The 24,594-nt window shown below is 63.0% G+C and carries 22 protein-coding genes and 1 tRNA gene; 11 read left to right on the top strand and 12 right to left on the bottom strand.

Going from position 1 to position 24,594, the window contains the following annotated elements; all coding sequences use genetic code 11:
• Positions 1 to 605 precede the first annotated feature (605 nt).
• Both PWP93_RS12550 and PWP93_RS12545 read right to left on the bottom strand, forming a co-directional pair.
• A complete protein-coding gene (locus PWP93_RS12550; RefSeq protein WP_421044696.1) occupies positions 606 to 833 on the bottom strand; it encodes a type I restriction-modification system subunit M N-terminal domain-containing protein in 228 nt (75 codons plus the stop codon).
• A 19-nt stretch (positions 834 to 852) separates the two neighbouring features.
• Positions 853 to 1,623, bottom strand: coding sequence for an N-6 DNA methylase (locus PWP93_RS12545; protein ID WP_421044695.1), 771 nt, complete (start codon positions 1,621 to 1,623; stop codon positions 853 to 855).
• Between the two features lie 89 nt (positions 1,624 to 1,712).
• On the opposite strand from PWP93_RS12545, the gene PWP93_RS12540 reads away from it, so the two are divergent.
• The gene (locus tag PWP93_RS12540) at positions 1,713 to 2,216 is read left to right on the top strand and encodes a hypothetical protein (RefSeq protein WP_421044694.1); all 504 of its coding nucleotides are present in this window, start codon (positions 1,713 to 1,715) and stop codon (positions 2,214 to 2,216) included.
• Positions 2,217 to 2,815: 599 nt separating this feature from the next.
• Here PWP93_RS12540 and PWP93_RS12535 read toward each other — a convergent pair.
• From PWP93_RS12535 to adh, 4 genes are all read right to left on the bottom strand, one after another.
• Positions 2,816 to 5,050 (bottom strand): tetratricopeptide repeat protein, encoded by a 2,235-nt coding sequence (locus PWP93_RS12535; RefSeq protein ID WP_421044693.1) that lies wholly within the window; start codon positions 5,048 to 5,050, stop codon positions 2,816 to 2,818.
• A 490-nt stretch (positions 5,051 to 5,540) separates the two neighbouring features.
• Positions 5,541 to 6,020, bottom strand: a complete 480-nt coding sequence (locus PWP93_RS12530; RefSeq protein ID WP_421022647.1) for an AraC family transcriptional regulator — start codon at positions 6,018 to 6,020, stop codon at positions 5,541 to 5,543.
• 133 nt (positions 6,021 to 6,153) lie between these two features.
• Positions 6,154 to 6,534: a DUF779 domain-containing protein gene (locus PWP93_RS12525; protein ID WP_421044692.1), complete on the bottom strand. Its 381-nt coding sequence runs from the start codon at positions 6,532 to 6,534 to the stop codon at positions 6,154 to 6,156.
• A gap of 98 nt (positions 6,535 to 6,632) precedes the next feature.
• Entirely contained in the window at positions 6,633 to 8,153 is a 1,521-nt protein-coding gene (gene adh, locus PWP93_RS12520; protein ID WP_421022649.1) for an aldehyde dehydrogenase, read from the bottom strand.
• A gap of 353 nt (positions 8,154 to 8,506) precedes the next feature.
• Here adh and PWP93_RS12515 point away from each other — a divergent pair, with 353 nt between their 5' ends.
• Entirely contained in the window at positions 8,507 to 8,701 is a 195-nt protein-coding gene (locus PWP93_RS12515; RefSeq protein WP_421022650.1) for a hypothetical protein, read from the top strand.
• A 23-nt stretch (positions 8,702 to 8,724) separates the two neighbouring features.
• Here PWP93_RS12515 and PWP93_RS12510 read toward each other — a convergent pair whose 3' ends face one another.
• Entirely contained in the window at positions 8,725 to 9,042 is a 318-nt protein-coding gene (locus PWP93_RS12510; protein ID WP_421044691.1) for a hypothetical protein, read from the bottom strand.
• Positions 9,043 to 9,290: 248 nt separating this feature from the next.
• Between PWP93_RS12510 and PWP93_RS12505 the strand changes: the two genes are divergently transcribed.
• The gene (locus PWP93_RS12505) at positions 9,291 to 9,569 is read left to right on the top strand and encodes a hypothetical protein (protein ID WP_421044690.1); all 279 of its coding nucleotides are present in this window, start codon (positions 9,291 to 9,293) and stop codon (positions 9,567 to 9,569) included.
• An 88-nt stretch (positions 9,570 to 9,657) separates the two neighbouring features.
• Here PWP93_RS12505 and PWP93_RS12500 read toward each other — a convergent pair.
• A tRNA-Lys gene (locus PWP93_RS12500) sits at positions 9,658 to 9,733 on the bottom strand.
• 306 nt (positions 9,734 to 10,039) lie between these two features.
• Here PWP93_RS12500 and PWP93_RS12495 point away from each other — a divergent pair.
• A complete protein-coding gene (locus PWP93_RS12495) occupies positions 10,040 to 10,444 on the top strand; it encodes a PaaI family thioesterase (RefSeq protein WP_035523333.1) in 405 nt (134 codons plus the stop codon).
• Between the two features lie 38 nt (positions 10,445 to 10,482).
• On the top strand, positions 10,483 to 11,379 hold the full coding sequence (locus tag PWP93_RS12490; RefSeq protein ID WP_421044689.1) for a patatin-like phospholipase family protein: 897 nt from the start codon (positions 10,483 to 10,485) through the stop codon (positions 11,377 to 11,379).
• 73 nt (positions 11,380 to 11,452) lie between these two features.
• On the opposite strand, the gene PWP93_RS12485 is transcribed toward PWP93_RS12490, so the two are convergent.
• A complete protein-coding gene (locus tag PWP93_RS12485) occupies positions 11,453 to 12,466 on the bottom strand; it encodes a D-2-hydroxyacid dehydrogenase family protein (RefSeq protein WP_421022654.1) in 1,014 nt (337 codons plus the stop codon).
• 395 nt (positions 12,467 to 12,861) lie between these two features.
• On the opposite strand from PWP93_RS12485, the gene PWP93_RS12480 reads away from it, so the two are divergent.
• A complete protein-coding gene (locus tag PWP93_RS12480; protein WP_421044688.1) occupies positions 12,862 to 14,712 on the top strand; it encodes a phosphoenolpyruvate carboxykinase (GTP) in 1,851 nt (616 codons plus the stop codon).
• A gap of 213 nt (positions 14,713 to 14,925) precedes the next feature.
• On the top strand, positions 14,926 to 16,026 hold the full coding sequence (locus PWP93_RS12475) for a LysR family transcriptional regulator (RefSeq protein ID WP_421044687.1): 1,101 nt from the start codon (positions 14,926 to 14,928) through the stop codon (positions 16,024 to 16,026).
• A gap of 144 nt (positions 16,027 to 16,170) precedes the next feature.
• On the opposite strand, the gene PWP93_RS12470 is transcribed toward PWP93_RS12475, so the two are convergent.
• The 3 genes from PWP93_RS12470 to dprA all read right to left on the bottom strand — a co-directional run bounded on the left by PWP93_RS12470 (position 16,171) and on the right by dprA (position 20,839).
• Positions 16,171 to 18,831 (bottom strand): DNA topoisomerase III, encoded by a 2,661-nt coding sequence (locus PWP93_RS12470; RefSeq protein ID WP_421044686.1) that lies wholly within the window; start codon positions 18,829 to 18,831, stop codon positions 16,171 to 16,173.
• A 301-nt stretch (positions 18,832 to 19,132) separates the two neighbouring features.
• Positions 19,133 to 19,510 carry a thioredoxin family protein gene (locus tag PWP93_RS12465; RefSeq protein WP_421044685.1) on the bottom strand — a complete coding sequence of 126 codons (378 nt, stop codon included), beginning with the start codon at positions 19,508 to 19,510 and terminating at the stop codon, positions 19,133 to 19,135.
• A gap of 78 nt (positions 19,511 to 19,588) precedes the next feature.
• Entirely contained in the window at positions 19,589 to 20,839 is a 1,251-nt protein-coding gene (gene dprA, locus PWP93_RS12460) for a DNA-processing protein DprA (RefSeq protein ID WP_421044684.1), read from the bottom strand.
• A gap of 253 nt (positions 20,840 to 21,092) precedes the next feature.
• Between dprA and def the strand changes: the two genes are divergently transcribed.
• The 4 genes from def to htpX all read left to right on the top strand — a co-directional run bounded on the left by def (position 21,093) and on the right by htpX (position 24,414).
• Entirely contained in the window at positions 21,093 to 21,596 is a 504-nt protein-coding gene (gene def / locus PWP93_RS12455; protein ID WP_421022660.1) for a peptide deformylase, read from the top strand.
• 60 nt (positions 21,597 to 21,656) lie between these two features.
• Positions 21,657 to 22,661 (top strand): methionyl-tRNA formyltransferase, encoded by a 1,005-nt coding sequence (fmt, locus tag PWP93_RS12450; RefSeq protein WP_421044683.1) that lies wholly within the window; start codon positions 21,657 to 21,659, stop codon positions 22,659 to 22,661.
• A 125-nt stretch (positions 22,662 to 22,786) separates the two neighbouring features.
• Positions 22,787 to 23,431, top strand: a complete 645-nt coding sequence (locus PWP93_RS12445) for a LysE family translocator (protein ID WP_421044682.1) — start codon at positions 22,787 to 22,789, stop codon at positions 23,429 to 23,431.
• A gap of 125 nt (positions 23,432 to 23,556) precedes the next feature.
• A complete protein-coding gene (htpX, locus tag PWP93_RS12440; protein WP_035523362.1) occupies positions 23,557 to 24,414 on the top strand; it encodes a zinc metalloprotease HtpX in 858 nt (285 codons plus the stop codon).
• The last annotated feature ends 180 nt before the right edge of the window (positions 24,415 to 24,594 follow it).

Genomic DNA, 24,594 nt, shown 5'->3' with positions numbered 1-24,594 from the left:
CTCGACCAGCCACTGAAATCACTGTCGCGAAACGGGGTAGGAGGGAACGTTACTCGGTAATTACTTCGTTAAATTACCGCCGCGACCTGCCGGACGCGTTAGTAGGCCAACCTCAGCAACTTGGACATTTCCCGGCGGCCGACGTGCAAAGGGGTGGTTCGCCCCCGAGCGCGAATTGCTAAATTGCTGCGCATCCAACACGCAAATTTTCGCGGTTCCTCAGGCAGACCTGAGCGGCGACTTACTCGCCCATCATTGATGGGAGATGGTGACGGGCGACGTTCGTCAGGAACGTATGTCGTGACAAGGTCGGCTCGGCCGTGAGGTAAAAATCCGACGCGATGCTTCCCAAAATCCCACCCGATACTTCCCACGGTCCGATGAGCCTTATCTGACGGGGCCAAAAATCCGGCCTTATGGGTTTCGCTACAGGCTTTGTGTAGACGGACGCATATCCTGAGAAAAACGGACGCATAACGTGATAAATTTATGGTTATGCATTCTTGATAGCTTGGATTGATGCCTTCGTCGTTCACGCCGCCTGAATCGAAGAAACGGCTGCCTCATAGAGGTGGCCGTTGTCTTTTCAGCCTATGCAACAACCATTAGGCGCCCTGGTCCTCGCAGACTTCGGCATCTGCCTCTGCACGGCTCAAGCCTTCATCGGCCATCAACTGGTTGACGCGCTCTTCGAACACGTCGTTGAAACGCTTGAGGAACAAGAGCCCGAAGATGTAGTTCTTGAAGTCGGACGAGTCGATAGAGCCGCGCAGAATGTTGGCGGATTCCCAGAGCCAACTCTCCAGGGCTTCGAGGGTAAGTTGATTAGCCATGTCGATATTTCTAGTCTAGTTAAGCTGTTTCGTTGACACTCAAAGCCGAACAGTTATTGTCGGGCCAACGCCGAGAGGAGATGTTCACGATTTCGCTCTCAATGTTCGTAATCTGGTCTTCGAGTTCGCAGAGCCGGTCATAGTCGTGCCGAATTTCGACATAAGCCTGTTCGGATGGTATCGGCACAGAAACCGTCCCCAACAGTGTGGCGGGACTGATATGCTGAACACCAGCGCCGACCTGAAGTCCGGTTAGTTGAGCTTGGCCATGAGGCGAACGCAGGTACATGAGTAAAACTTCGGGCGACAGATTTTTGTCTCCCAAACTGGGGCGTAAGCGTAGTGCGAGACAACTCTGCGACAGAATGATTGGTTGGCGATGCGCAGACGTCCCCATCAACGCAACCCTTCCGACCGAACCCTTAATGGTGATGACAATGTCGCCGGGCTGTACCAAAGCCTTATCCGATTCGAGCAAGCCAAGTGCAATCTCTCTGCCGGCCGACACAATGTCACCGGCCTCAACAAGCGCGCGTCGACCATGCCCGAGGTCGGCCATGTAGATAGTGTCTTTAGCGGCATCGTTGCTTATCACGGTAATAGCACCCGCGATACCAGTAGACCCAAACACGCCCGGCGGCAATGTGACAACCGCTTTTATCCGACTGCCCTTTCCATCGCGACGAAGTAAAGTTTCTCGCAAACGTTGTTCTTGGCCTTTGTTAAACAAGACACCCTGAGGGGTCAGGAAAACTGCTCGCTTGTCGATTCGGTCAGCAAACTCAGACAAAGCCCAAGACTCACTGCGAGTGTATTGCTCGTGGGTACCAGCACTATCCAACCACGTTGCTCACGTACGCTGCGCTGCTTGGCGCATCATTGGGCGATAACCTGCCCGCGATGGCATCGTTGTTCGAAGGCGAAGTGAATATCCGCGGATACGACGTACCGCTCGCAGAGGCACTGCCTCCTGCATATTTTATTGAGGACGGAGCGGACAAGCTGCTTGAGGGTTTTGAACGGCATCGGGTTCCGCTTAGCATGTGGATGCATCGAACTCTCTGGACCGAAGTTGGCCATGAATTCACATCTCCAGCCGAATTCGACGTTCATTTCGATTGGGTGGAAATTATGGCTGCACTGGCCTGCCAGAGCGCGCGTGCCTTGCACGATAAATCTGAGTTCGGCGGCTGGTTCCCACCAGGGCGTTACAACTTCTCCGCGAAGAGCCGCGACAGAGCCTTTACCCGGATTGAGGAAAGCCTGGAGAAACTCGAAGATTTGTCGCCGTATGCGGTAGCGCGACTGTTCGGAGACGACGCCGTAGCATGCCGAACGGCTCTAACCAGTTGTAAAGCGTTTATGGCGAAGACGCGCTGGTGATGCTGGCCTGGTTGTCGCGGTAGTCGCTGTCGATACCGAGCCGGTTGCGCTGCCAGTCGCGCCGACGTGCGCGCTGGCACTCCTTCGAGGAGCAATATCCCTGACGGGGAACATGCAGCAGCGGCACGAACGCGTTGCCGCAGGCAAGGCAGGCGGGTCGATTTCATGGGCCCCCTCCATGTCGGGTCGAGACAGGCGCCCGCGGCCGTCTTGACCCACCAGCAAAATCGCTGGCCGGAGAGGGGATAGAGAAGGGGCGTCGGCGCACATCCGGCAGATTCCCATCACCCGCGAAAATCGCTAGAATTTCCTTACTTCAAGCGCAGTTTTTTGAAAACGGCGCGCGTGCGCGACCGTCGTCCGCTGACGGGAGAGCTCGCTTCTGGGGCTTCCACCCCACCGCGTTTGACGTGGCCCTGGTCGGAATTTCTCGGCTTATGCGTCCGTTTTTCTCAGGATATGCATCCGCACCGGCTGGCAAGCCTTGCCTGGGAAGGGCAAATTTCTCCGGATATGTGACCGTCTACACTTTGTTGATCGACGCATAAGCAGCGGAAAACAGACTCATAAGTTGAAAAGCCTATGGGTCTGTTTCTTTTTTAGTCCCCGTTCGGCAGACGTTTGAAGCTGGCATCCACACACCAGGCTTCCCACATCCTCCGATACGCCGCCTCCATATTCCGCGCGAAACGCGCTCCGTCCATGAGCCGCGAACGTTGCATGCGCTCGCGCAACCCCGCGCGCAGCGCAGCGAGCCGCGGCAGGTCGCATGCAAGTGCGATCACAATAGCGACGTAGTCGGCGTCGTTCTGCGCGGCAAGCTCCGGCAGACCCAGATTGGCGAGCAGGCAGAGCCCCGCACGGCTCACCGCCGAGCGTCCATAGCGCGTAGGCACCGGCACCCCCATCCAGAAAGCATCCAGACTCGTGGTATGGCCGTTGGCCGGAAATGTGTCGAGCGCGATATCGATCTGGTGATACGTGCGCAAATAGTCCTCGCGCAACTGAAAGCCGACGAAGCGCACGCGCGCGGCATCGATGCCATGTGCCGCGAGGCGCGTCGCAAGCCGTTCGCGCGCACTGCCGGGCGGCGCCATCAGGATGAGGCGCGCCTGGGGCAGCGCCGCGAACACACCAGACCAGAGCGCCAGCGTCGCATCAGTGAGCTTGCAGGGGTTGTTCAGGCATCCAAACGTGATGTGCCCAGCCGAAGGCGTTGAAAGTGCCGGCAACGCACCCGGTTCCAGCCCCGGGGAAAGCGCGTCGTAACACCAGAACGCGTCGGGCAAGCGCAGTGATCGCTCGGTGTACTGGTCGTCGACGTGCGGCATGTCCACCGGGTCGAGCCACGGATCGGTTAGCCGCCATCCGATCGACGGGCTGCCGGTCGTCCCCGGGTAGGCAAGCCACGCGACCTGAACGGGCGCGGGCCGCCGCGCGAACAAGAGGCGCCGCGCGCCGCCCATATGCATCGTGAGGTCGACGAGTACGTCGATGCGATCGTCGCGAATCTGCTGTGCAAGGCGCGCGTCGTCGAAATCGCGCACATCGCGCCACACGTCGGCGAGCTTCATGAGACGCGCGGTTACGTCGTCGCGCTGCGCGCTCAACGCATAGCAGACGATCTCGAACGCTGCGTGATCGTGATGACGCAATAGCGGCATCGTGAAAAGCGACTGGCAGTGGTTGCGAAAATCGGGCGAGACATAGCCGATGCGCAACCGTCGTTCGGGCTCCGGCGCACTCGCATAGTGTGCGGTCGCACTTGCGGCAAGCAGCGCCGCCTCGTGCCGCGCGGAGAACTCCTCGGCCTCCGCGCGAACCGCGTGAGCATCGTCGGCAGCGAACATCAGCGCGAATAGCAAGTTGCTATTCGCGCCGAGATTGGCCGGGTCGCATTCCATCGCCCGGCGATAGCACGCGATGGAGGCCTCGATGCATCCGCTCTTGCTCATGGCGTTGCCGAGATTGAGGTGTGCGTCGGCGAAATCGGGCTTCAGTTCGATGGCGCGGGAAAACGCCGCCCGCGCTTCGTCGAGGTGGCCGCGGCTCATGAAGACGTTGCCGAGGTTGTTCCATGCCGACACCCGCAGCGGATCAAGCTCGAGCGCGCGTTCGAGTGTCGACTTCGCCTCGTCGAGGTGGCCCGCGCCCCACAAGACGCAGCCCAGATTCGTGAGCACTTCGACCGAATCCGGCGCGAGCGCGCGGGCACGTTCGAGAACAGCGCGCGCTTCGGTGTTGCGATTCATCGCCAGCAGGGCTTTGGCGAGGTTGTTCCATGCATTCGCGTGGGCCGGCGCGATATCCACCGTGCGCCGCAGCACGGCCTCGGCGCGCGCCGGCTCACCCGAGTTCAATAGCATGGTCCCGTAATTGAAGCGGATGCCCGCATGATCGGGCGCCAGTGCGATTGCGCGTTCGAACAGCCGCAATGCTTGATCGGTCTCTCCCTGCTCGCCGTAAAGGTGGCCAAGATTATTTAACGCGATGGGGAAATCCGGCTGCAACTCGATCGCGCGGTTCAGTGCATGAATCGCAATGCCTCGCTCGGCTGCGGAATGACAAGTCAGGGCCAGGCTGACGAGAAAAACCGGACTCTCGCGCACCGCGAGCGCGCGGCCAATCAGTGCACGTGCTGCCAAACGGTCACGATCCAACTCGAGCAGGCCGGCAAGGTGCAGCGCATCGGCATCTTGAGGATTCGCGTCAACAAGCCGCTTGCACATCGCGCGCGCGGCTTCAGATTTGCCGCGGTGCCAGGCGGTCTCGGCAGTTGCGAACGTGTCGCCGGGGAGAAGCGCGCCGGGAGCCCCGGTGTCGGAGGTTGCCATGGTAGGAAGCGCCGCTGCGGACCGCCTGACGACGCAGGCCGGACACAACGAGACGTGAAGATGCGTAGCTCGCTATTTTCGCGGCGTAGCGGCGCTCTCGAATTGATTTCGGACAGTTTTTGAACAAGCGCTCAACGCCTGGGGAACGGCTCCTCCCCTGCGGAGCAACTATCCACAGACCTCTGCGGATAACCCAAGGAAAAGCCCTGGAAATCACTGTGCACGAATCGGGGATAACTCTACAGTACTGAAAAACGGGGAAAAGTTGCCAGCAGCAGTCCAGCGTTGTCCTTGAAACGCCCGCAGGGTTATGAATTTCCCACAACCTTGTTTACTCAACGGTTTTTCCTGGTTATCCACAGGAAACCCAGGGGCTTGTTAACTATTACTACGTTTACGTATACATAAATTAAAAAACCTTAGAACCCCCGCACCGGAAGTGGCTTCAGCCGCCGGAACTGCCTGGACCGGCGGCATCGAACCACGCCAATCAAATCAGCCGGATATACAACTCCGTGCGCAAATCATCGGGTGCCGCTTCATCCGGCGTATTCAAATAGACTTCGAACGATGGCGTCGAAAAATCGGCCTTGCGTCCGGACTTCGGCAGCCAGTCGTTGTAAAACCACATCCACGCGTCGCCGAGACCCTCATATGGCCCCTTGTGCAGCAGCATTGCGTGCTCGCCGCCACGCAGATGGATTTTCTCGACGGGCGCAATGATGTCGACATCCGTCGGCTGCTCCAGATGAATGGCTGCTTTCGAGCGCAGCTTCGATGCCTCGACCTGATTGGGATCGTCGTAGTAGATGCCGACCATGCGCGCGCCGGAGGTTCGCACCTTGCGCTCGCTGAGCCATTGCGCGAGCGTATAGAACGCGTCTCCAATCTTCATGTACGGGCCCACGTGGCTGACGGCAAGCAGATCGAGCTGATCCAGGGTGACGAGCTTGACTTCGCGGTGTTGCATGATGGAGTCTCCAGGTTCGGCGGCCGCACGGGCCGCGCAGGTTCATCCGCTCCAAGATAGCACCGCGTTTGGAGAGACGTTCTTTCCCGGATCAGGCACCTCAGATGCATGCGCCGCTAAAGCTCCCGGAGGCTCACAGGGCGACCCGTCTCACCGGATGGGTATCGAGCCAAGCGCGCTCGTCGTCGTCATAAAGCCGCGAACGCGTGAGAAAGCGCAGCCCCGTCGGCCGCTCGAGCGAGAACATGCCGCCGTTGCCGGGCACTGCGTCGATGACGAGCTGCGTATGCTGCCAGTACTCGAACTGCGCTTCGGTCATATAAAACGGCATCCCGCCGATCTCGCCGAGCTGCACGTCGGCGCTGCCGACCATGAACTCGCCGGCAGGAAAACACATCGGCGCGCTGCCGTCACAGCAGCCGCCCGATTGATGAAACAGCAGAGCACCGTGCTCGCGTTCGAGCTGCCCGATCAATGCGAGCGCAGCCGGCGTGGCGGTAACGCGTGCAACCATATGGCGGTCCTCCGTCAATCGGCGCCAGAGCGGCCGGGAAGACGGCTCATCCCGGTCGGCCTGGCTACCCGGCGATCACGATCGCGATCGGATCGGAATCAGAAGAAGCCCAGCGGCTTGTCGCTATAGCTGACGAGCAGGTTCTTCGTTTGCTGATAGTGGTCGAGCATCATCTTGTGGTTTTCGCGGCCGATGCCCGACTGCTTGTAACCGCCGAACGCCGCGTGCGCCGGATATGCGTGATAGCAGTTGGTCCACACGCGCCCCGCCTGAATCTCGCGGCCGAAGCGATACGCGCGCGTGCCGTCACGCGTCCACACCCCGGCGCCGAGGCCATAAAGCGTGTCGTTGGCGATTTCCAGCGCTTCCTCTTCGGTCTTGAAGGTCGTCACGGAAACGACCGGGCCGAAGATCTCTTCCTGGAAGATGCGCATCTTGTTGTGGCCGCGGAAAACCGTGGGCTTCACGTAGTAGCCGTCGCCGAGCTCGCCCGCGAGTTTGTTGCGCTCGCCGCCGATCAGGCATTGAGCGCCTTCCTGCTTGCCGAGGTCCACGTACGAGAGGATCTTCTCCAGTTGCTCCTGCGAGGCCTGGGCGCCGATCATCGTCTTCGGGTCGAGCGGGTGGCCTTGCTGGATCGCGGCCACGCGCTTGAGCGCGCGCTCCATGAAGCGGTCATAGATCTTCTCGTCGATCAGCACGCGCGACGGGCAGGTGCACACCTCGCCCTGGTTGAGCGCGAACATCGCGAAGCCTTCGAGCGCCTTGTCGAAGTAGCTGTCGTCGTGGTCGAGCACGTCGGCGAAGAAGATGTTCGGGCTCTTGCCGCCCAGTTCAAGCGTCACGGGAATGAGGTTCTGGCTCGCGTACTGCATGATCAGGCGGCCCGTGGTGGTCTCGCCCGTGAAGGCGATCTTGGCGATGCGGCGGCTCGATGCGAGCGGCTTGCCCGCTTCGAGACCGAAGCCGTTCACCACGTTGAGCACGCCCGGCGGCAGCAGATCCTGAATCAGTTCGACGAGCACGAGTAGCGATGCGGGCGTCTGCTCGGCGGGTTTGAGCACCACGCAATTGCCGGCGGCGAGCGCGGGCGCGAGCTTCCAGGCGGCCATCAGGATCGGGAAGTTCCACGGGATGATCTGGCCCACCACGCCGAGCGGCTCGTGAAAGTGATAGGCGACGGTGTCGTGATCGATCTCCGAAATGCCGCCTTCCTGCGCGCGCACGCAGCTCGCGAAGTAGCGGAAATGGTCGATGGCGAGCGGAATGTCGGCGGCGAGCGTCTCGCGCAGCGGTTTGCCGTTATCGATGGTTTCGGCTATCGCGAGCTTTTGCAGGTTTTGTTCGAGGCGATCGGCGATGCGATTGAGCACGTTGGCGCGCTCGGTCGACGAGGTCTTGCCCCACGCAGTCTTGGCCTTGTGCGCGGCATCGAGCGCGAGCTCGACATCGGCTTCGCGCGAGCGCGGAATCGAGGTGAACGGATGGCCGGTGATGGGCGAGATATCGTCGAAATATTCGCCGCCGAGCGGCGCCACCCATTCGCCGCCGATGAAGTTGCCGTACTGTTTCTTGTAGGGGAATTCGGTGCTCAGAAACTGCATGTCCGCGTGATTCATCTGTGTGCTCCTCGCTTGTCTCTATCGATATGGACGGGCGCGGGTCCTGATGATGCTGACCGCCGCGCAACCGGAGCGCATTAACGCCAGAACCATGCCAATGAGCACGCAATCACCGTGTGGCGGGCGTTTGAGGGATTGTCGGGGTGCAAAAAGGGCGTCGTGCGCTGCTCCGCGATGTGAGGACGCATGCGTTAGCTGTGCCGTGGCGGAGCAGCACGGTGCGACGCTGTTCAGAAAAGGAACAGTAGAGGAACAACAGAGGCACAACGCGGGTGAGCTGCGCGGAAAAAAGCGGCGCGGGCGGCGCGCATGCTGTAGGCTTTGCACCCGTAACAGCAAGGAGAGTTTGCATGTCGAGTACATTTGTCTGCCGCAATCAGTCGTGCGGCACCCCGTGGGAGCAAAACGAGGTGGTGATCAAGAACGAGGGCCAAGGCCCTCTGTTCCGTTGCCCGCTGTGCGGCGCCCGCAATTACCTCGAGCAGTTCGAAGACGACGACGGCAACGCCGTCTACGAGCAGGTGGACGGCAAGCCGTTTCTCTAAGCCGGGCGCGCCCGCGCGAGGCGTCAGAGGATTTCGGACGCGAGCGAGATGCCGAAGACCAGGCCGCCGATCAGACCGAGCGCGCGGCCGACGATCAGCAGATTCAGGTCTTCGTCGAGCATGCCGGCGTCGCGCCGCTCGCGCAGCACAGTGCGGTGCAGCAGCGGGCGCGGGAACAATAGACAGGCCGAAATCATGGCCGGCACGGCTAGCCGGACGAGTGCGCCGTAGTGGCGATCAGAGGGGAAATCGGCCCAGACCAGCAGCACAACGAGAAGCGCGGTGATGATTGCGCCGACGATTGCGCCGGCGACGAGTTTGTCGGTGGGATGCCCGTGCATGACAACTGCCCAAGAGTGTTTTCGATGGCACCATCATCTGATGTATGTCAGAAAACCCCCATCGGAGCAGTCCTAAAACGCTTGCACAACGGTTGTCGCGGCGCATGCGCAATAAGCATGGTATGTGCCAGCGCGTGCATTTTGCATTGGATTTACACCTATCCGTTCGAGTAGGCTGGCGCCGCCCCGTGGCCGTCCTACAGTACCGTCATACGATTAGAAACGCAGTCGTCCATACGGGGTGCACCATGACATTTGTCGAACAAGAAATCGCGCACATTGCACGCGTGATGCCGCTCTCGCTCGCGGGCGACTTCGAAGAGCCGGTCATGGGCATCGAATACTGGCGCAATCGGCTGCATACCTTGCTCCAGCAAAATCATTTGACTCACGCTCAGCTTGCGACCGTGGATACGCTTTTGCGTCAGCTCGACGGTTTCGAGGTGCTGGGTCGCTGGCTGCCGCAATCGAAGGTGGCGGCGCGCCTCGCTGTGCGCACGAGGCAAGCGCGGTTGGCGGTGGTTTGAAGCCGTTGTTAGTCGTGTGCTCCGTGCCGAGGCAGGCGCGGAAAAGCAAAAAGCCCGGTCAGAGACCGGGCTTTTTACATGAATTCGCTGGTGGGGCGTGAGTGACTCGAACACTCGACCTACGGATTAAGAGTCCGCTGCTCTACCAACTGAGCTAACGCCCCCAACAGAAAAAAGATTATGCATGGCTTTTTGATAGTTGGCAAGCCTTTTTCGCAAAATTCCTGAAAAGTCGTCGTTGGGCCGTTGGCGCTCCATCGGCGAAGAGCGGGCGCGGTTCAGGCGTCGTGCCGAAATTATGTCGTGTTGGGCCATGGGCGATGCCTCCCGGTATGATGTCGCCACGTCGCGCTGATTCGCAGCCGGCGAGCCGCGTCGTGCTAACCGATCCCGCTGTCTGAACCGCCCGGCGGACCCGATCGGGCGACCTTGCCGCGCGGCATGAATTCCAGACCAGAAGGCATAAGACGATGGACGAAAAGGCAATCGACGCGCTGCTCGAGCGCGTGCTGGCGCCGTGGGTGAAGGCGCTCAGGATGAGGCCGGTCGAGGTCACGGAGGAGAGCGCCACGATGCGGCTGCCGTTTTCTGGCGAGCTGCGCCATTCGGGCGGCGGGATCTGCGGTCAGGTCTTCATGGCGGCCGCGGATACGGCGATGATCGTCGCCATTACCGCAGCGCTCGGCGAGTTCAAGCCCATGACCACCGTGGCGCTCAACACCAATTTCATGCGCGCCGTGCGCAAGGGCGACGTGACAATCACTGCACGGGTGCTGCGCATGGGCCGCAATCTGGTGTTTGGCGAAATAGAACTCTATGACGAAGAGGGTCGTATGGCCGTCCACGCGACCTCGACTTACGCACTCCTCGACTAAGCTCTAGCCTTCGGCACGATCTGAAAGATAGAGGGCGCATGTTCGATCAAGTGGTCTTTGCTGGCGGCGGCAATCGTTGCTGGTGGCAGGCGGGGTTCTGGGACGTCTTGCAGCCCGAGTTGCGGATTCATCCGCGCGTGATTACCGGCATTTCGGCGGGCGCGGCCACCGCCTGCATGCTCTACGTGCGCGACTCGCAATGGGTCATGCGCTATTACGCGCAAGCGCTCAAGCACAACACGCGCAATGCCTATTGGGGCAACCTGCTGCGCGGCGAGTCGGTGTTTCCGCACTACCGCATTTATCGCCAGGCGCTGCTCGACATCTACGGCCCGCATTTCGCGAGGCTGCAGGATGCGCCCGAGATCCGCATCGGCGTTTCGCATCTGCCGCGCTGGCTCGGCGCGCGCAGCGCCGTCGCGGCAGGGCTCATTGCGTACAACATCGAGAAGCACGTCCGCAAGACGCTGCATCCCACGCTCGGGCGCAAGCTCGGCTTTCATCCAGAATTCGTGGTCGCGCAGGATTGCGAGCGCGTGGACGACCTCGCCGATCTCGTGCTGCAGTCCTCCTGCACGCCGCCCTTCACGCCGGTTCTGCGCCGCAACGGCCGGCCAGTGCTCGATGGCGGCATGGTCGACAATGTCCCCGTGGGCGCGCTCGACGACACGCCGGGCCGCGTGCTCGTGATGGTGACGCGCCTATATCCGCGTCCGCAGATGTTCGTCGTGAAGCACCGCACGCGCGGGGCGGGCGGTGAAGCTGGCAGCGAGCAGCAGCGCCTGTATGTGCAGCCTTCGTCCCGGGTGCCGATTTCGAGCTGGGACTACACGAGCTCGCAGCAGATGCAGCATGCCTACAACCTGGGCGCCGAGGACGGCGAGCGTTTCCTCGAGCGTTTGCCCGAGGTGTTCGAGGCCGCCGAGCACGCGTAAAGGCGCGAACGTTGCGCGCATCATGAAAAAAGGCGGCCTGGGCCGCCTTGTCGTTCTTTCGCCGCTTGTGTGACTACCGGCGGCGCACGCCTTGCAGCGCTTCGGGATTCGCGACGTGCGAGTAATCGCCCGCATCGAACGCGAGGATGTTGCGGAACGCCGCGCCGAAGTAGAGCTCATAGCTCTCGCGTTCCACATAGCCGATGTGCGGCGTGCAGATCACGTTTTCCATGCGCAGCAGGCTGTAGCCCTGGAGGATCGGCTCGCTCTCGAACACGTCGATGGCGACCATGCCCGGCCGGTTGTGCGAGAGCGCCCCAAGCAGCGCATTTTCTTCCAGCAGCTCCGCGCGGCTCGTATTGACGAGCAATGCAGTCGGTTTCATGCGCAACAGGTCTTCCTGCTTGACGATGCCGCGCGTGTCGTCGTGCAGGCGCAGGTGCAGCGAGAGAACGTCGCTCTCCTCGAACAGCGCCTCACGGCTGGCGGCCGCTTCGTAGCCGTCGGCGCGCGCCGCTTCGAGCGAGTGCTCGCGGCCCCACACGACCACGCGCATGCCGAACGCCTTGCCGTAGCCGGCCACGAGGCGCCCGATCTTGCCGTAGCCCCAAATGCCTAGCGTCTGCCCGCACAGCACCTGGCCGAGGCCGAAATTGGGCGGCATCGCCGAAGTCTTGAGGCCTGACTGCTGCCACGCGCCTTGCTTGAGATTGGCCACGTACTGCGGAATGCGCCGCTGCGCGGCCATGATGAGCGCCCACGTGAGTTCGGCGGGTGCGACCGGCGAGCCGGTGCCTTCGAGCACGGCGATCCCGCGCTCGCTGCACGCTGCAATGTCGATGTGCGGGCCGGCTTTGCCCGTCTGGCTGATCATGCGCAGATGCGGGAGTTTATCGAGCAATTGCGCGGGGATGCGCGTGCGTTCGCGGATCAGCACGAGCGCGTCGACTTCCGCGAGGCGGCTCGCGAGCTGGCCGAGACCGCGCACGGTGTTGTTGAAGACCTTGACATCGTGATCGGCAAGCAATTGAAAGCAGTCGAGCTTGCGGACGGCGTCCTGGTAGTCGTCAAGGATGGCAATTTTCATGGCAGCTTGGGTGGTGGTGGCGCACATCTCGGTGCGACTCGATGTTTATCTGGTGGTTATCCCACTATGCAGCGTGCAGTAGGCTGGTATGAATACAAGGGTGCCTTCCGGCACGCGGAACAGGCGGGTATTGCATTTGCTATCCATTGCTGATGTTTCAGGCAGTAGCGCCCGGTACGGCCAGATCGGGTTTGAGTGAGAATTTTCCCCCTTTTATCAGCTTGAAGGGTTCTGATGCAAGCCGCTTTACAGACGGTTGCGAACCCTCGCTGTCAGGGTCTTGACGACCGGCCTGGCTGCGCGAATGAAGAGGGTGGTTAGCGCAGCCGAGCCTCTCGCATGCAGCGTCGAAAGGGCCCGAATCGATTTTCATAAGCCCCCATGGAGACATATCGATGAATCATCCTGACTTCCCCGCTCAGGCTGCTGTACAAGCACCGGCCTGGGTCCGGCACCGGAAACTGGTCGAGTGGGTTCAGAGGGTTGCCGCCCATACCCAACCCGAGCGCATCGTCTGGTGCGATGGTTCGCAGGAGGAGTATGACCGCCTGTGTCAGCAGATGGTCGACGCGGGCACGATGCGCCGCCTCAATCCGCAAAAACGCCCGAACTCGTATCTGGCCTGCTCTGATCCGTCGGACGTGGCGCGCGTGGAGGATCGCACCTTCATCTGCTGCGAGAAGAAGGAAGATGCCGGCCCGACCAACAACTGGATGGCGCCCGCCGAGATGCGCGCGACCCTCGACGGCCTGTTCGCCGGCTCCATGCGCGGACGCACGATGTATGTGGTGCCGTTCTCGATGGGGCCGCTCGGCTCGCCCATCGCGCATATCGGCGTCGAGCTTTCGGATAGCCCGTACGTGGCCGTGAATATGCGCATCATGACGCGCATGGGCCGCGCCGTGTACGACGTGCTCGGCGAGGACGGCGCGTTCGTGCCATGCGTGCACAGCGTCGGCGCGCCGCAGGCGACGGGCGACAAAGACGTGCCGTGGCCGTGCAACGATACGAAATACATCGTCCATTTCCCGGAAACGCGCGAAATCTGGAGCTATGGCTCGGGCTACGGCGGCAACGCACTGCTCGGCAAGAAGTGCTTTGCGTTGCGCATCGCCTCGACGATGGGCCGCGACGAAGGCTGGCTCGCCGAGCATATGCTGATTCTCGGCGTGCGCTCGCCCGAAGGGCGCAAATATCACGTCGCGGCGGCGTTCCCGTCGGCGTGCGGCAAGACCAACTTCGCCATGCTGATTCCGCCGGCAGCAATGAACGGCTGGGAAATCACCACGATCGGCGACGATATTGCCTGGATCAAGCCGGGCGCCGATGGCCGTCTCTACGCGATCAACCCGGAAGCCGGCTATTTCGGCGTCGCGCCGGGCACGAGCGAAAAGACCAACTTCAATGCCATGGCGACGCTCAAGGAGAACGTGATCTTCACGAACGTCGCGCTCACCGACGACGGCGACGTCTGGTGGGAAGGCATGACCGACGAGCCGCCCGCGCACGTGATCGACTGGCAGGGCAACGACTGGACGCCGGCCATTGGCAAGGAGACCGGTCGCAAGGCTGCGCATCCGAATGCGCGTTTCACGGCGCCCGCCTCGCAGTGCCCGTCGATCGATCCCGCCTGGGAAGATCCGAAGGGCGTGGCCATCGACGCCTTCCTGTTTGGCGGTCGCCGTTCGACTACGGTGCCGCTCGTGACCGAGGCGCGCGACTGGACCGAGGGCGTGTACATGGCCGCGACCATGGGCTCCGAGACCACCGCGGCGGCTGCCGGGCAGCAGGGCGTGGTGCGGCGCGATCCGTTCGCGATGCTGCCGTTCTGCGGCTACAACATGGCCGATTACTTTGGCCACTGGCTCAAGGTGGGCGAGCGCCTCTCGAAGCTGGGCGCGACGCAGCCGCGCATTTTCTGCGTGAACTGGTTCCGCAAGGGCGAGGACGGCAAGTTCGTCTGGCCGGGCTTCGGCGAGAACGCGCGCGTGCTCGAATGGATGGTGCGCCGCATCGAGGGTAAGGCCGAGGGCGAAGATCATGCGTTCGGCATTTCGCCGCGCTACGACGATCTGAACTGGCACGGCCTGAATTTCACGCCTGCACAGTATGAACAGGTGATTTCGGTCGACGCCGAGGCGTGGCGCGCCGAACTCGCGTTGCACGCCGAGCTTTTCGCCAAGCTCGCCCACGGCTTGCCGCCCGCACTGAACGATGCGCGGACGGCGCTGGAGACGCGTCTTTGAATTTCAGGCGAAGTGAGGGTAAGTATTTACTAGTGTTGTTTCGATTCTGGAAACAATCGCCGCTGTAACAATGCGTAATAAGTGAAAGTCGAGAAAATCGTAAAGAAATTCCGGCAATCTTAGGCAACTTCTGCACGAATTCTCGTGTCGTAGGAGAATTCGCGGTTTCCGCTGCCGTCTTCTGGCAGCCAAGTAACAGGCAGGAGTTGTCACATGGATCATTTGCAGTCGATGCGAGTATTCGTCAAGGTGGCCGACCTCGGCAGTTTTGCCCGGGCGGCTTCCGCGATGGATATCTCCAATGCGGTTGCAACGCGTCACGTCGCCGACCTCGAAGGGCGGCTCGGCACGCGTTTGCTCAACCGCACGACCCGCAGCCTTTCCCTCACTGAATCGGGCCAAGTCTATCTCGAACGGGCTCGCCAGATTCTCGACGAACTCGAAGACGTCGAGCAGATGGTGGTGGCGCGCAATCATGAGCCGGTCGGCACACTGCGCATCGTGGCACCGGTGGTGTTCGGGCTGCACAATCTCGCGCCCGTGTTGCAGACGTACACGCAGCGTTACCCGCAGGTGGTCCCCGACGTTACGCTGGTCGACCGTCAGGTCGATCTCGTCGAAGAAGGCTTCGACCTGGGCGTCGTGACCGCGCGCCAGATGCGCAGCGCGAGCATCGTCACGCGCCGTCTCACGACCGGCTGCATGACCGTGTGCGCCACGCCGGCTTATCTGGAGAAGCACGGCACGCCCACGCGCCCCGAGCACCTGATGGAGCATCCGTCGCTTTCCCTGCCGTCGGAGTACTGGGGCGACGAGCGGGTCTTCACGGGGCCGGAAGGCGAAGTGCGCGTGCGCCCGAGCAACGTGATCATCGCGAACAACACCGAGATGCTGCGCCAGTTCGCGCTGCTCGGCATGGGCATCACGATCCTGCCGAGCTACCTGATCGGGCGCGACATGACGCGCGGGCGTCTCGTGCGTCTGCTCGGCGAATATCGGCTGCCGCAGGTCGAGATCAACGTCGCGTACCCTAGCCGCCGCCACTTGCCTGCGAAGGTGCGCACCTTCATCGACCATCTTGTCGAGCATTTTAGCCAGACGCCGAACAGCCAGCTCGGCGAGCAATGGATCAAGGACGGGCTTACGCGCCCGGTGAACGGCGCGGCGCACGCAACGGCGCCCGAGGCGTTCGACGGCTCGGAGTCAATTTCCGATCTGCTCGACGGCGAGCACCACGGCGTGCAAAGCGAGCGCCCCTCGAAGGCGCCGCGCGCGGCCGCGCGCACGCGGCCGACGGCGTTGTCGCCGCTATAAGCGCGGTATTTCGCTTATCAAGGGCCAGAAGGGCCTGATTGGGCGCTTAGTTTGCTTTGGAACGGAAATAAAAAAGCGCAGCTTCGTGAGAAGCTGCGCTTTTTTGCATGCGTGCCGCCGCCCGCCTGCCGCAGGTCCCAGCGATTACGAACCGGTCTTGCGCGCCGCCGTTTTGCGCGCGGCGGTCTTTTTCGCAGGCGCGGTCTTGGCGGCAGCCGTCTTGCGCGCTGGTTTTGCGCTCGTTTCTGCGGCGTCGTTTTCGCTGGCCGCGTCGTTGGCGGCTTCGTCGGTCCCAGCCTTAGCGGTGGACTTCTTCGCAGCGGTCTTCGCCGCAGTCTTGGCGCCCGGCTCCTTCTTCTCGAACTCGAAGCCGATCTTGCCGTCAGGCTGCTTCACCAGAAACGCCTTGAAGTTGCGGCCTGTACGCGAGGACTTGAAGTTCGTCAGCAAGTCCGTGCGTCCTTCCGACAGCAGCTTCGCCATCTGCTCGCGCGCGATTTCCTGTTGCAAGATCACCTTGCCCGAGCGGAAGTCGCAGGTCTTCGGATTCGCAACCGAGTTCTCGCAGACGTAGCTCATGCCGTGCTCAAACACGCGGGCCTTGCACTTCGGGCACGCGCCCACGGGCTCCTGCTGCGAGAAGTCGGGCGCCTCGCCGTCCTCGCCGCTCGTGTCCTGGCCGAAGTCGAACTCGAGCTTGAAGTTCTTGACATCGTCGTCGAAAGAGAGCTTGAGGATCGCCGAGAACGGCCGGCCCATCTTGCTGCGGAAGCCTGAGAGCGGGCCGATGGTCTTGTTCTGCAGCAGCTCTTCCACTTCCGGGATTTCGAACTGGCGGCCTCCCGGGATTTTCGAGATCGAAAATTCGCACTTCGTGCACGCAAAACGGCGGTAATTTTCCTTAACCTGGCCGCCGCAGTTGGGGCACGGCGTTTCCAGCGTCGCGTAGTCGCCGGGAATGGTGTCGGAGTCGTACTCTTTCGCGCGCTTCACGATGGTCTGCGTCATGCGGGCAATTTCCTGCATGAACGCGTCGCGCGGAAGCTTGCCGCGCTCCATCTGCGAGAGCTTGTATTCCCACTCGCCGGTCAATTCCGGCGCGGTAAGTTCCTTCACGTCGAGGCCGCGCAACAGCGTCATGAGCTGGAACGCCTTGGCCGTGGGAATCAGCTCGCGGCCCTCGCGCACCAGATACTTTTCGCCGAGCAGGCCTTCGATGATCGCCGCGCGCGTGGCCGGCGTGCCGAGGCCCTTGGCGGCCATCGCCTCGCGCAGTTCCTCGTCGTCCACGAGCTTGCCGGCCCCTTCCATGGCCGACAGCAGCGTCGCTTCGTTGTAGCGTGCGGGCGGCTTGGTCACGAGCTGATGCGCCGCGATCTTCTCGGTCTTGACCTTCTCGTCCTTCTGCACCGGCACGAGGTTGGCGTCGTCGCCGCCCGTGTCGCGGCCGTAGACTTGCAGCCAGCCCGGCTCGACCAGCACCTTGCCTTCGGTCTTGAAGTGATGGCCGGCCACTTCGGTGATACGCGTGGTCACGCGGTATTCCGCAGCCGGGAAGAATACCGCGAGGAAGCGCTTCACCACGAGGTCGTAGAGCTTCTGCTCGGGTTCCGAGAGTGACTTCGGCGCCTGCAGCGTGGGGATGATGGCGAAGTGGTCGCTGATCTTCGAGTTATCGAAGATGCGCTTGTTCGGCTTCACCCAGCCTTTGTCGAGCACCTGCTTGGCGTGCGGCAGGTAGTTGTTGCTCTCCTTGAGCATCTCCAGCGTCTCCTTCACGGTGCCGAGGTAATCCTCCGGCAGCGCGCGCGAATCGGTACGCGGGTAGGTGAGCACCTTGTGCTTTTCGTACAGCGCCTGGGCGAGGCCGAGCGTGTTCTTGGCCGAAAAGCCGAAGCGGCCGTTGGCCTCGCGCTGCAGACTCGTCAGATCGAAGAGCGCGGGCGAGAGCTGGGTCGACGGCTTCGATTCTTCCGTGACCGTGCCTTCGCGGCCATGGCAGGCGGCCACGATGGTTTCGGCGGCCGGCAGGCTCCAGAGCCGCGAGTCGCGCTTTTCCGGGTCGAGCTCGTCCTTCTTGAATTTCGGGTCGTACCAGCGGCCTTCATAGAAGCCAGCCGCACAGACGAACTCCGCGCGCACTTCCCAGTAGTCTCGCGGCACGAAACGGCGGATTTTCTCTTCGCGTTCGACGACGATCGACAAAGTTGGCGTCTGAACGCGGCCAACCGTGGTCAGGAAGAAGCCGCCACCCTTGCTGTTGAAGGCGGTCATCGCGCGCGTGCCGTTGATGCCCACGAGCCAATCGGCTTCCGAGCGGCAGCGGGCGGCGTCGGCGAGCGGCTGCATGTCGTCGTCGCTGCGCAGGTTCGCGAAGCCGTCGCGGATCGCCTGTGGCGTCATCGACTGGAGCCACAGGCGCTGGACCGGCTGCTTCGCCTTCGCGTGCTGCGCAATCAGGCGGAAAATCAGCTCGCCTTCGCGGCCCGCGTCGCATGCGTTGATCAGACGGTCGACATCCTTGCGCTTCATCAGCTTGTTGAGCACCTTGAGCCGCGATTCGCTCTTGGCAATCGGGTTCAAGTCGAAATGCGGTGGGATGACCGGCAGATGCGCGAAGCTCCATTTGCCTCGCTTGACCTCGTACTCTTCGGGCGCGGCGATTTCCAGCAGGTGGCCAACCGCCGAGGAAAGCACGTAGTCGTCGCTTTCGAAGTACTCGTCATGCTTGGTAAATCCGCCCAAAGCGCGCGCGATATCGTTCGCGACAGATGGCTTCTCGGCGATGATCAGGGCTTTGGACATGACTGGCTGTGTGTGGTTGATCCGGGCTTTGGATATGAATCGCGCCCCGCGGCTATCCGGTCTAAATCGGCTGCGTGGCCGGCGCGGCGCGTTTCGCCTCTCGCTTAACGACCGCTTTATAGCACATGGCGCGCAGACGGCGATTTTCTTGTCATCGGAGCGAGGTTGCTTGCATGGAGCCCTGGGGGCGTCTTCGGGCGCCCATCATAAGGGCGCGGCGCGGTGGCGGGCAAGCATGGGGTCGGAACAAGTGCCGGACGGCGCCTGGCGGTCCCGGCGTTGGCGATTCGCGAGGCGCGCCTTAGGCGTCGGCCAGCGCGGGCCGCAGCTTCGGTGCATCGGCGACGCCTGGCAGCGCGGTGAGATCGGCGAGCATGCGCTCGACCACCGCGGCGTGCGGCAGCACCGTGCCGAAAAACCGCGTGGCCTTGCTGTCCTCGATGAGGATGGTCGGGAAGTTTTCCACGTCGAGGTCGTCGAAGCGGTCAGCGTGCGTTTCAATATCGATCCAGGCAAAGCAGATCTCGGGATGGCCCTCGGCGATACGGTCGAAGGTGGCCCGGTAATCGCGGCAGGTGCCGCACCACTGCGCGCATAGACAGGCGACGAACAGCGTGTCGCGGTTGGCGACGCGCTCGGCGATCTGGTCGGCGTCGGTGTCGAGGTCAAGCGCGGGCATGATCGTTCCTTGCGTTCTCTTATATATAGAGTGTGGACGTTGGGCGGGTATTTGGCGCGAATGTAACACGGCGGCGGGCTAGCAGTGGGACGCCCGCATAAACTGCCCGCCGGGCAGCGTGCTGATGTGCCCGGCCAGTTCGAGCCGCAGCAGCGTGGCTTGCAGGACCGCTTCGGTCATGTCGGTGCGCTGCGCGAGGATTTCAAGCGTGGCGGGCGCGTGGCCTAGCGCGGCGAGCAGTGAGGAGGCCTCGGGCCCGAGCGTGGTCGCCGTCGCTGCCTTGGAGGGTTTCGCCTCGGCCAGTGGACCGGCTGGGGCGCGGTCTCGCGCGAGGCCGTCGAGCTGCGCTTCGAATTCCAATGGAAGCGTCGCTGCGCATGCTGTGGTTTGTTTGCGCGACGCCCTGGCTCGCGCGGCGCGCGGCGCCGGTTGCGTGAAGCGCAGCGCTTCGAGCACTTCCTCCGGTGTCTCGACCAGCTGCGCGCCTTCCTTGATCAGCCGATGACATCCGCGCGAAAGCGGCGCGTGGACTGAGCCGGGCAGCGCGAACACGTCGCGTCCCATTTCATTGGCGAGGCGCGCGGTGATGAGCGAGCCTGAGCGCATGGCCGCTTCGACTACGATTACGCCCTCCACCAGCGCGGCGATCACGCGGTTGCGCTGCGGAAAGTTCGCGGAACGCGCGGGCGTGCCGAGTGGCCATTCGGTGACGATCGCGCCACGTTCGGCGATCTGGGCCGCAAGCGCGTGATGTGCGACGGGATAGACGAGGTCGGCGCCCGTGCCGGTGACGGCGACGGTGCCGCCGGGCTCGCCGAGTGCGCCCTGGTGCGCCGCGCCGTCGACGCCGAGCGCCAGGCCCGAGACGATCGTTACGCCCGCCGCGGCGAGCGTGCGCGCGAAGCGCGCGGCGTCTTCGAGCGCTTGCGGCGTGGCGCTGCGGCTGCCCACCACGGCCACGCTGCGCGCATGCAGCAGATCGAGCCGCCCTGTCACGTAGAGGAGCGGCGGCGGGTCGGGCATCGTCAGGAGGCGGGGCGGATACGCGGGATCGGCGAGTGTGACAAGCGCGTTGCGCGGTTGTCTGCACCATGCGGTCACGGCGGAGACTTGTTGCGCGAAGCCGGCAGCCGGCGGTGCAAGCACGGCGCGGGCGGCCTCGTTGCCGGCAGCGGCCGCAAGCGCTCCGAACGGCTGCGCGAGCACGCGCTGAGGGAGCCCGAACGCGCCGAGCAGCGCACGCAGCGCAGCCGGCTTCAGGCCCCGTGCGTTCGCGAGGCGCAGCCAGGCGCTGAGTTCGTCGGCCCCGAGCGGCAAGGTAGCGAGCATCGGCGATTCTCCGTCGGCGGGCGAAGTCAAGCCCGTCGTGTTAAAATTTTCACCATCCGAAATTTGTTTGCGTCGCTGTGACGCATCGTCACGGCGTGCTGCTGGCACCGCGCTTTTTGCCCGCCGCCAGTTGCCCGCACATCGATCTGACCGTCTATCTTCTGTATTCCGCGAGGGGCGCACCAGTTGGCCGAATGGCCAGTTCGCGCGCGAGCGCGCGGCTCGCGGCGCCCAACCAGGAACCTGTCAAACCATGGCTCTACTGAACATTCTTCATTACCCGGACAAGCGCCTGCACAAGGTTGCCAAGCCCGTCGAGGTGGTCAACGACCGTATCCGCAAGCTCGTCGCCGACATGGCCGAGACCATGTACGCCGCACCTGGCGTGGGGCTTGCCGCCACCCAGGTCGACGTGCACGAGCGCGTCGTCGTGATCGACGTCTCCGACACGCACAACGAATTGCTCGTGTTCATCAACCCGGAAATCGTCTGGGCGAGCAATGAGCGCGAAGTGCACGAAGAGGGCTGCCTCTCGGTGCCGGGCATCTATGACGAGGTCGAGCGCGCCGAAAAGGTGCGCGTGCGGGCGCTCAACGAGAAGGGCGAGACCTGGGAGGTCGACTGCGAAGGCCTGCTCGCCGTGTGCATCCAGCACGAAATGGATCACTTGATGGGCAAGGTGTTCGTCGAGTACCTCTCGTCGCTCAAGCAGACGCGCATCAGGAGCAAGATGAAGAAGCTCGAGCGCGCGATGTAAGGTTCGCGCGCCGCACCGTCCTTTTCTTCATTCGCCGATCTTCTTCCAGCGCCCATGAGCATGAGCCATTCTCTTCGCGTGATTTTTGCCGGTACGCCGGAATTCGCCGCCGCCGCGCTCGCCGCGATCCACGAGGCGGGGTTTGCCGTGCCACTCGTGCTGACCCAGCCCGACCGGCCCGCGGGTCGCGGGATGAAGCTCCAGGCGAGTCCGGTCAAACGCTACGCGCAGGAGCACGGGATCGCCGTGGCGCAGCCGCCTTCGCTGCGGCGCGCGGGCAAGTACCCCGAGGAAGCCGCCGCGGCGCTGGAACTGCTGCGCGCGACGCCGCACGACGTGATGGTGGTGGCTGCTTATGGCCTGTTGCTTCCGCAGGATGTGCTCGATATTCCGCCGCGCGGCTGCATCAACATTCACGGATCGATCTTGCCGCGCTGGCGCGGCGCGGCACCGATCCACCGCGCGATCGAGGCCGGCGATGCCGAGACCGGCATCACCCTCATGCAGATGGATGCGGGCCTCGACACCGGCCCGATGATCTCGGAAGTGCGCACGCCCATCGCGTCCACGGACACGACCGCGACGCTGCACGACCGCCTCGCGAAGCTGGGCGCGGAACTCGTGGTGGAGGGGCTGATCCGGCTCGAGCGCGATGGCGTTCTGCCCGTGGTCCCGCAACCGGCCGAGGGCGTCACCTATGCCGAGAAAATCGGCAAGCAGGAGGCCGCACTCGACTTCCGCCGTTCCGCCGAGGCGCTGGCACGGCAGATTCGCGCGTTCGATCCGTTCCCGGGCGGCGCGGCCACACTGGATGGCGCGCTGCTCAAGCTGTGGTCGGCCGAGCCGGCCGACGGCATCAAGGTGCCCGCCGCAGCCGTGCCGGGCCAGATCCTCGAAGCCTCGCCTGGCGGCGTCGTTGTGGCGTGCGGCGAGGGCGCGCTGCGCGTGACGCAGCTGCAGAAGCCGGGTGGGAAACGCCTGCCGGCGCGCGAATTCCTCGCCGGCATGCCGCTCGCGGCTGGCCAGCGCTTCGCGCTGACTGACACCGGCGCCGGGGCCGCGTAGGCGCCCAACCTGAAGGCGGGGCGATACACGCGCCGCCGCGCGCGTTAGAATTCAGGAGCGTTGTCGAGACGGCTGCACAGGACGGCTCGAACCCTTTTCCCGAGTCGTTTTGCAGGAAAAACGTCATGTTTGGCATTACTCATTTTGGCTTCTTCCTCGTCGCCGTTTTTCTCCTGAACGTTACGCCCGGCCCCGACACGGCCTACATCGTCGGGCGCAGCGTCGCGCAAGGCCGCAGCGCTGGGCTCGTCTCGGCGCTGGGCATTTCCGCGGGCTGCTGCGTGCATGCGCTGGCCTGCGCGTTCGGGCTGACCGCGCTGCTCGTGGCCTCGGCCACGGCGTTTACGGTCATCAAGCTCGTGGGCGCATGCTACCTGGTGTACCTCGGCGTGCGCCTGATCTTCGCGAAGCAAAGCGCCTCGGCTAGCGCCACGGAGTTCGCCCCGCGCGCCGCTGCGCCGCGTCCGCTGCGCCAGCTTTTCCTCTCGGGTTTCTGGACCAACGTGCTCAACCCGAAAGTCGTGCTGTTCTTTGTGTCGTTTTTCCCGCAGTTCGTGAGCGTGACGAGCCCGCACAAGGTGCTCGCGTTCCTCGCGCTCGGCGTCGTGTTCGTCGTCATGAGCACGATCTGGAACAGCTTCGTCGCCTGGATCGCGGGCAGCGTGACGCAGCGCTTCTCCGGCAAGCCCGGCATCAGAAAGTGGCTCGACCGCACGGTGGGCTCTGCGTTTGTCGGGCTCGGCCTGCGGCTCGCCACGGCCACGCGGTGAGATTGAATTTTTCCGATCCGCCCATATCTAACAAATCGCTTACAATGCGCTCGCCGGCCGCTGCTGGCGGGTGTTTGACGATTTGATCCCCGACTTGATTCCCATTGGGTGAAGGAGCACAGCACATGTTCAACTGGGTCAAAACCGCGATGTTGATGGCCGCGATTACGGCCCTTTTCATCGTGATTGGCGGAATGATGGGCGGGCAGCGCGGCATGATGCTCGCGCTCATGTTCGCGCTCGCCATGAACTTCTTCTCGTACTGGTTCTCGGACAAGATGGTCCTGCGCATGTACAACGCACAGGAAGTCGACGAGACCACGGCGCCGCAGTTCTATCGCATGGTCCGCGAGCTGGCCACGCGCGCGAACATTCCGATGCCGCGCGTCTACCTGATCAACGAAGACGCGCCCAACGCGTTCGCCACGGGCCGCAATCCCGAGCATGCGGCAGTGGCCGCCACCACCGGCATCCTGCGCGTGCTTTCCGAGCGCGAGATGCGCGGCGTGATGGCCCACGAGCTCGCGCACGTGAAGCACCGCGACATCCTCATTTCGACGATCACGGCCACCATGGCCGGCGCGATCTCGGCGCTCGCCAATTTCGCGATGATCTTCGGCGGCCGCGACGAGAACGGCCGTCCCGCGAACCCGATCGCCAGCATTGCGGTTGCGCTGCTCGCGCCGATCGCGGGCGCGCTCATCCAGATGGCGATCTCGCGGGCGCGCGAGTTCGAGGCCGATCGCGGCGGCGCGCAGATTTCGGGCGATCCGCAGGCGCTTGCATCGGCGCTCGACAAGATCCATCGCTACGCGCAGGGCATTCCGTTCCCGGCGGCCGAGCAGCATCCGTCCACGGCGCAGATGATGATAATGAATCCGCTTTCGGGCGGTGCCGTTGCGAATTTGTTCTCGACGCACCCCGCCACCGAGGAGCGCATCGCGCGTCTTATGGAGATGGCGCGCACGGGCCGCTTCGACTGAAACAGCGCGGCGCGAGCGAAAGGCGGAGAAAGGCAGACCCGGGGCAGTCCCCACGGTCTGCCTTTTTTATTGGTGCATGGCGGGCGCGCAGCAGTGCGGTGCCTTGCCGATTCGGCCCGGCGAGCAGCGTTGCGTTCGCGCCACGCTACAATGGCTCGCTTGTGGTTTGCTTTTTGCACG

The sequence above is a fragment of the Paraburkholderia sp. A1RI-2L genome, assembly GCF_048957375.1.
In the GTDB taxonomy this organism is placed as follows: Bacteria; Pseudomonadota; Gammaproteobacteria; order Burkholderiales; family Burkholderiaceae; genus Paraburkholderia.
This window is presented reverse-complemented; position numbering and strand designations above follow the sequence as displayed.

Excerpts from the sequence above, each read along its gene's own strand:
- PWP93_RS12525 (WP_421044692.1), bottom strand. The coding sequence starts at position 6,534 with ATGGTTGCACGCGTTACCGCCACGCCGGCTGCGCTCGCATTGATCGGG.
- PWP93_RS12550 (WP_421044696.1), bottom strand. The coding sequence starts at position 833 with ATGGCTAATCAACTTACCCTCGAAGCCCTGGAGAGTTGGCTCTGGGAA.
- PWP93_RS12490 (WP_421044689.1), top strand. The coding sequence starts at position 10,483 with ATGTTCGATCAAGTGGTCTTTGCTGGCGGCGGCAATCGTTGCTGGTGG.
- PWP93_RS12475 (WP_421044687.1), top strand. The coding sequence starts at position 14,926 with ATGGATCATTTGCAGTCGATGCGAGTATTCGTCAAGGTGGCCGACCTC.
- PWP93_RS12510 (WP_421044691.1), bottom strand. The coding sequence starts at position 9,042 with ATGCACGGGCATCCCACCGACAAACTCGTCGCCGGCGCAATCGTCGGC.
- PWP93_RS12515 (WP_421022650.1), top strand. The coding sequence starts at position 8,507 with ATGTCGAGTACATTTGTCTGCCGCAATCAGTCGTGCGGCACCCCGTGG.
- PWP93_RS12485 (WP_421022654.1), bottom strand. The coding sequence starts at position 12,466 with ATGAAAATTGCCATCCTTGACGACTACCAGGACGCCGTCCGCAAGCTC.
- PWP93_RS12480 (WP_421044688.1), top strand. The coding sequence starts at position 12,862 with ATGAATCATCCTGACTTCCCCGCTCAGGCTGCTGTACAAGCACCGGCC.
- PWP93_RS12530 (WP_421022647.1), bottom strand. The coding sequence starts at position 6,020 with ATGCAACACCGCGAAGTCAAGCTCGTCACCCTGGATCAGCTCGATCTG.
- htpX (WP_035523362.1), top strand. The coding sequence starts at position 23,557 with ATGTTCAACTGGGTCAAAACCGCGATGTTGATGGCCGCGATTACGGCC.
- dprA (WP_421044684.1), bottom strand. The coding sequence starts at position 20,839 with ATGCTCGCTACCTTGCCGCTCGGGGCCGACGAACTCAGCGCCTGGCTG.
- PWP93_RS12445 (WP_421044682.1), top strand. The coding sequence starts at position 22,787 with ATGTTTGGCATTACTCATTTTGGCTTCTTCCTCGTCGCCGTTTTTCTC.
- PWP93_RS12465 (WP_421044685.1), bottom strand. The coding sequence starts at position 19,510 with ATGCCCGCGCTTGACCTCGACACCGACGCCGACCAGATCGCCGAGCGC.
- PWP93_RS12505 (WP_421044690.1), top strand. The coding sequence starts at position 9,291 with ATGACATTTGTCGAACAAGAAATCGCGCACATTGCACGCGTGATGCCG.
- PWP93_RS12535 (WP_421044693.1), bottom strand. The coding sequence starts at position 5,050 with ATGGCAACCTCCGACACCGGGGCTCCCGGCGCGCTTCTCCCCGGCGAC.
- fmt (WP_421044683.1), top strand. The coding sequence starts at position 21,657 with ATGAGCCATTCTCTTCGCGTGATTTTTGCCGGTACGCCGGAATTCGCC.
- adh (WP_421022649.1), bottom strand. The coding sequence starts at position 8,153 with ATGAATCACGCGGACATGCAGTTTCTGAGCACCGAATTCCCCTACAAG.
- PWP93_RS12495 (WP_035523333.1), top strand. The coding sequence starts at position 10,040 with ATGGACGAAAAGGCAATCGACGCGCTGCTCGAGCGCGTGCTGGCGCCG.
- PWP93_RS12470 (WP_421044686.1), bottom strand. The coding sequence starts at position 18,831 with ATGTCCAAAGCCCTGATCATCGCCGAGAAGCCATCTGTCGCGAACGAT.
- def (WP_421022660.1), top strand. The coding sequence starts at position 21,093 with ATGGCTCTACTGAACATTCTTCATTACCCGGACAAGCGCCTGCACAAG.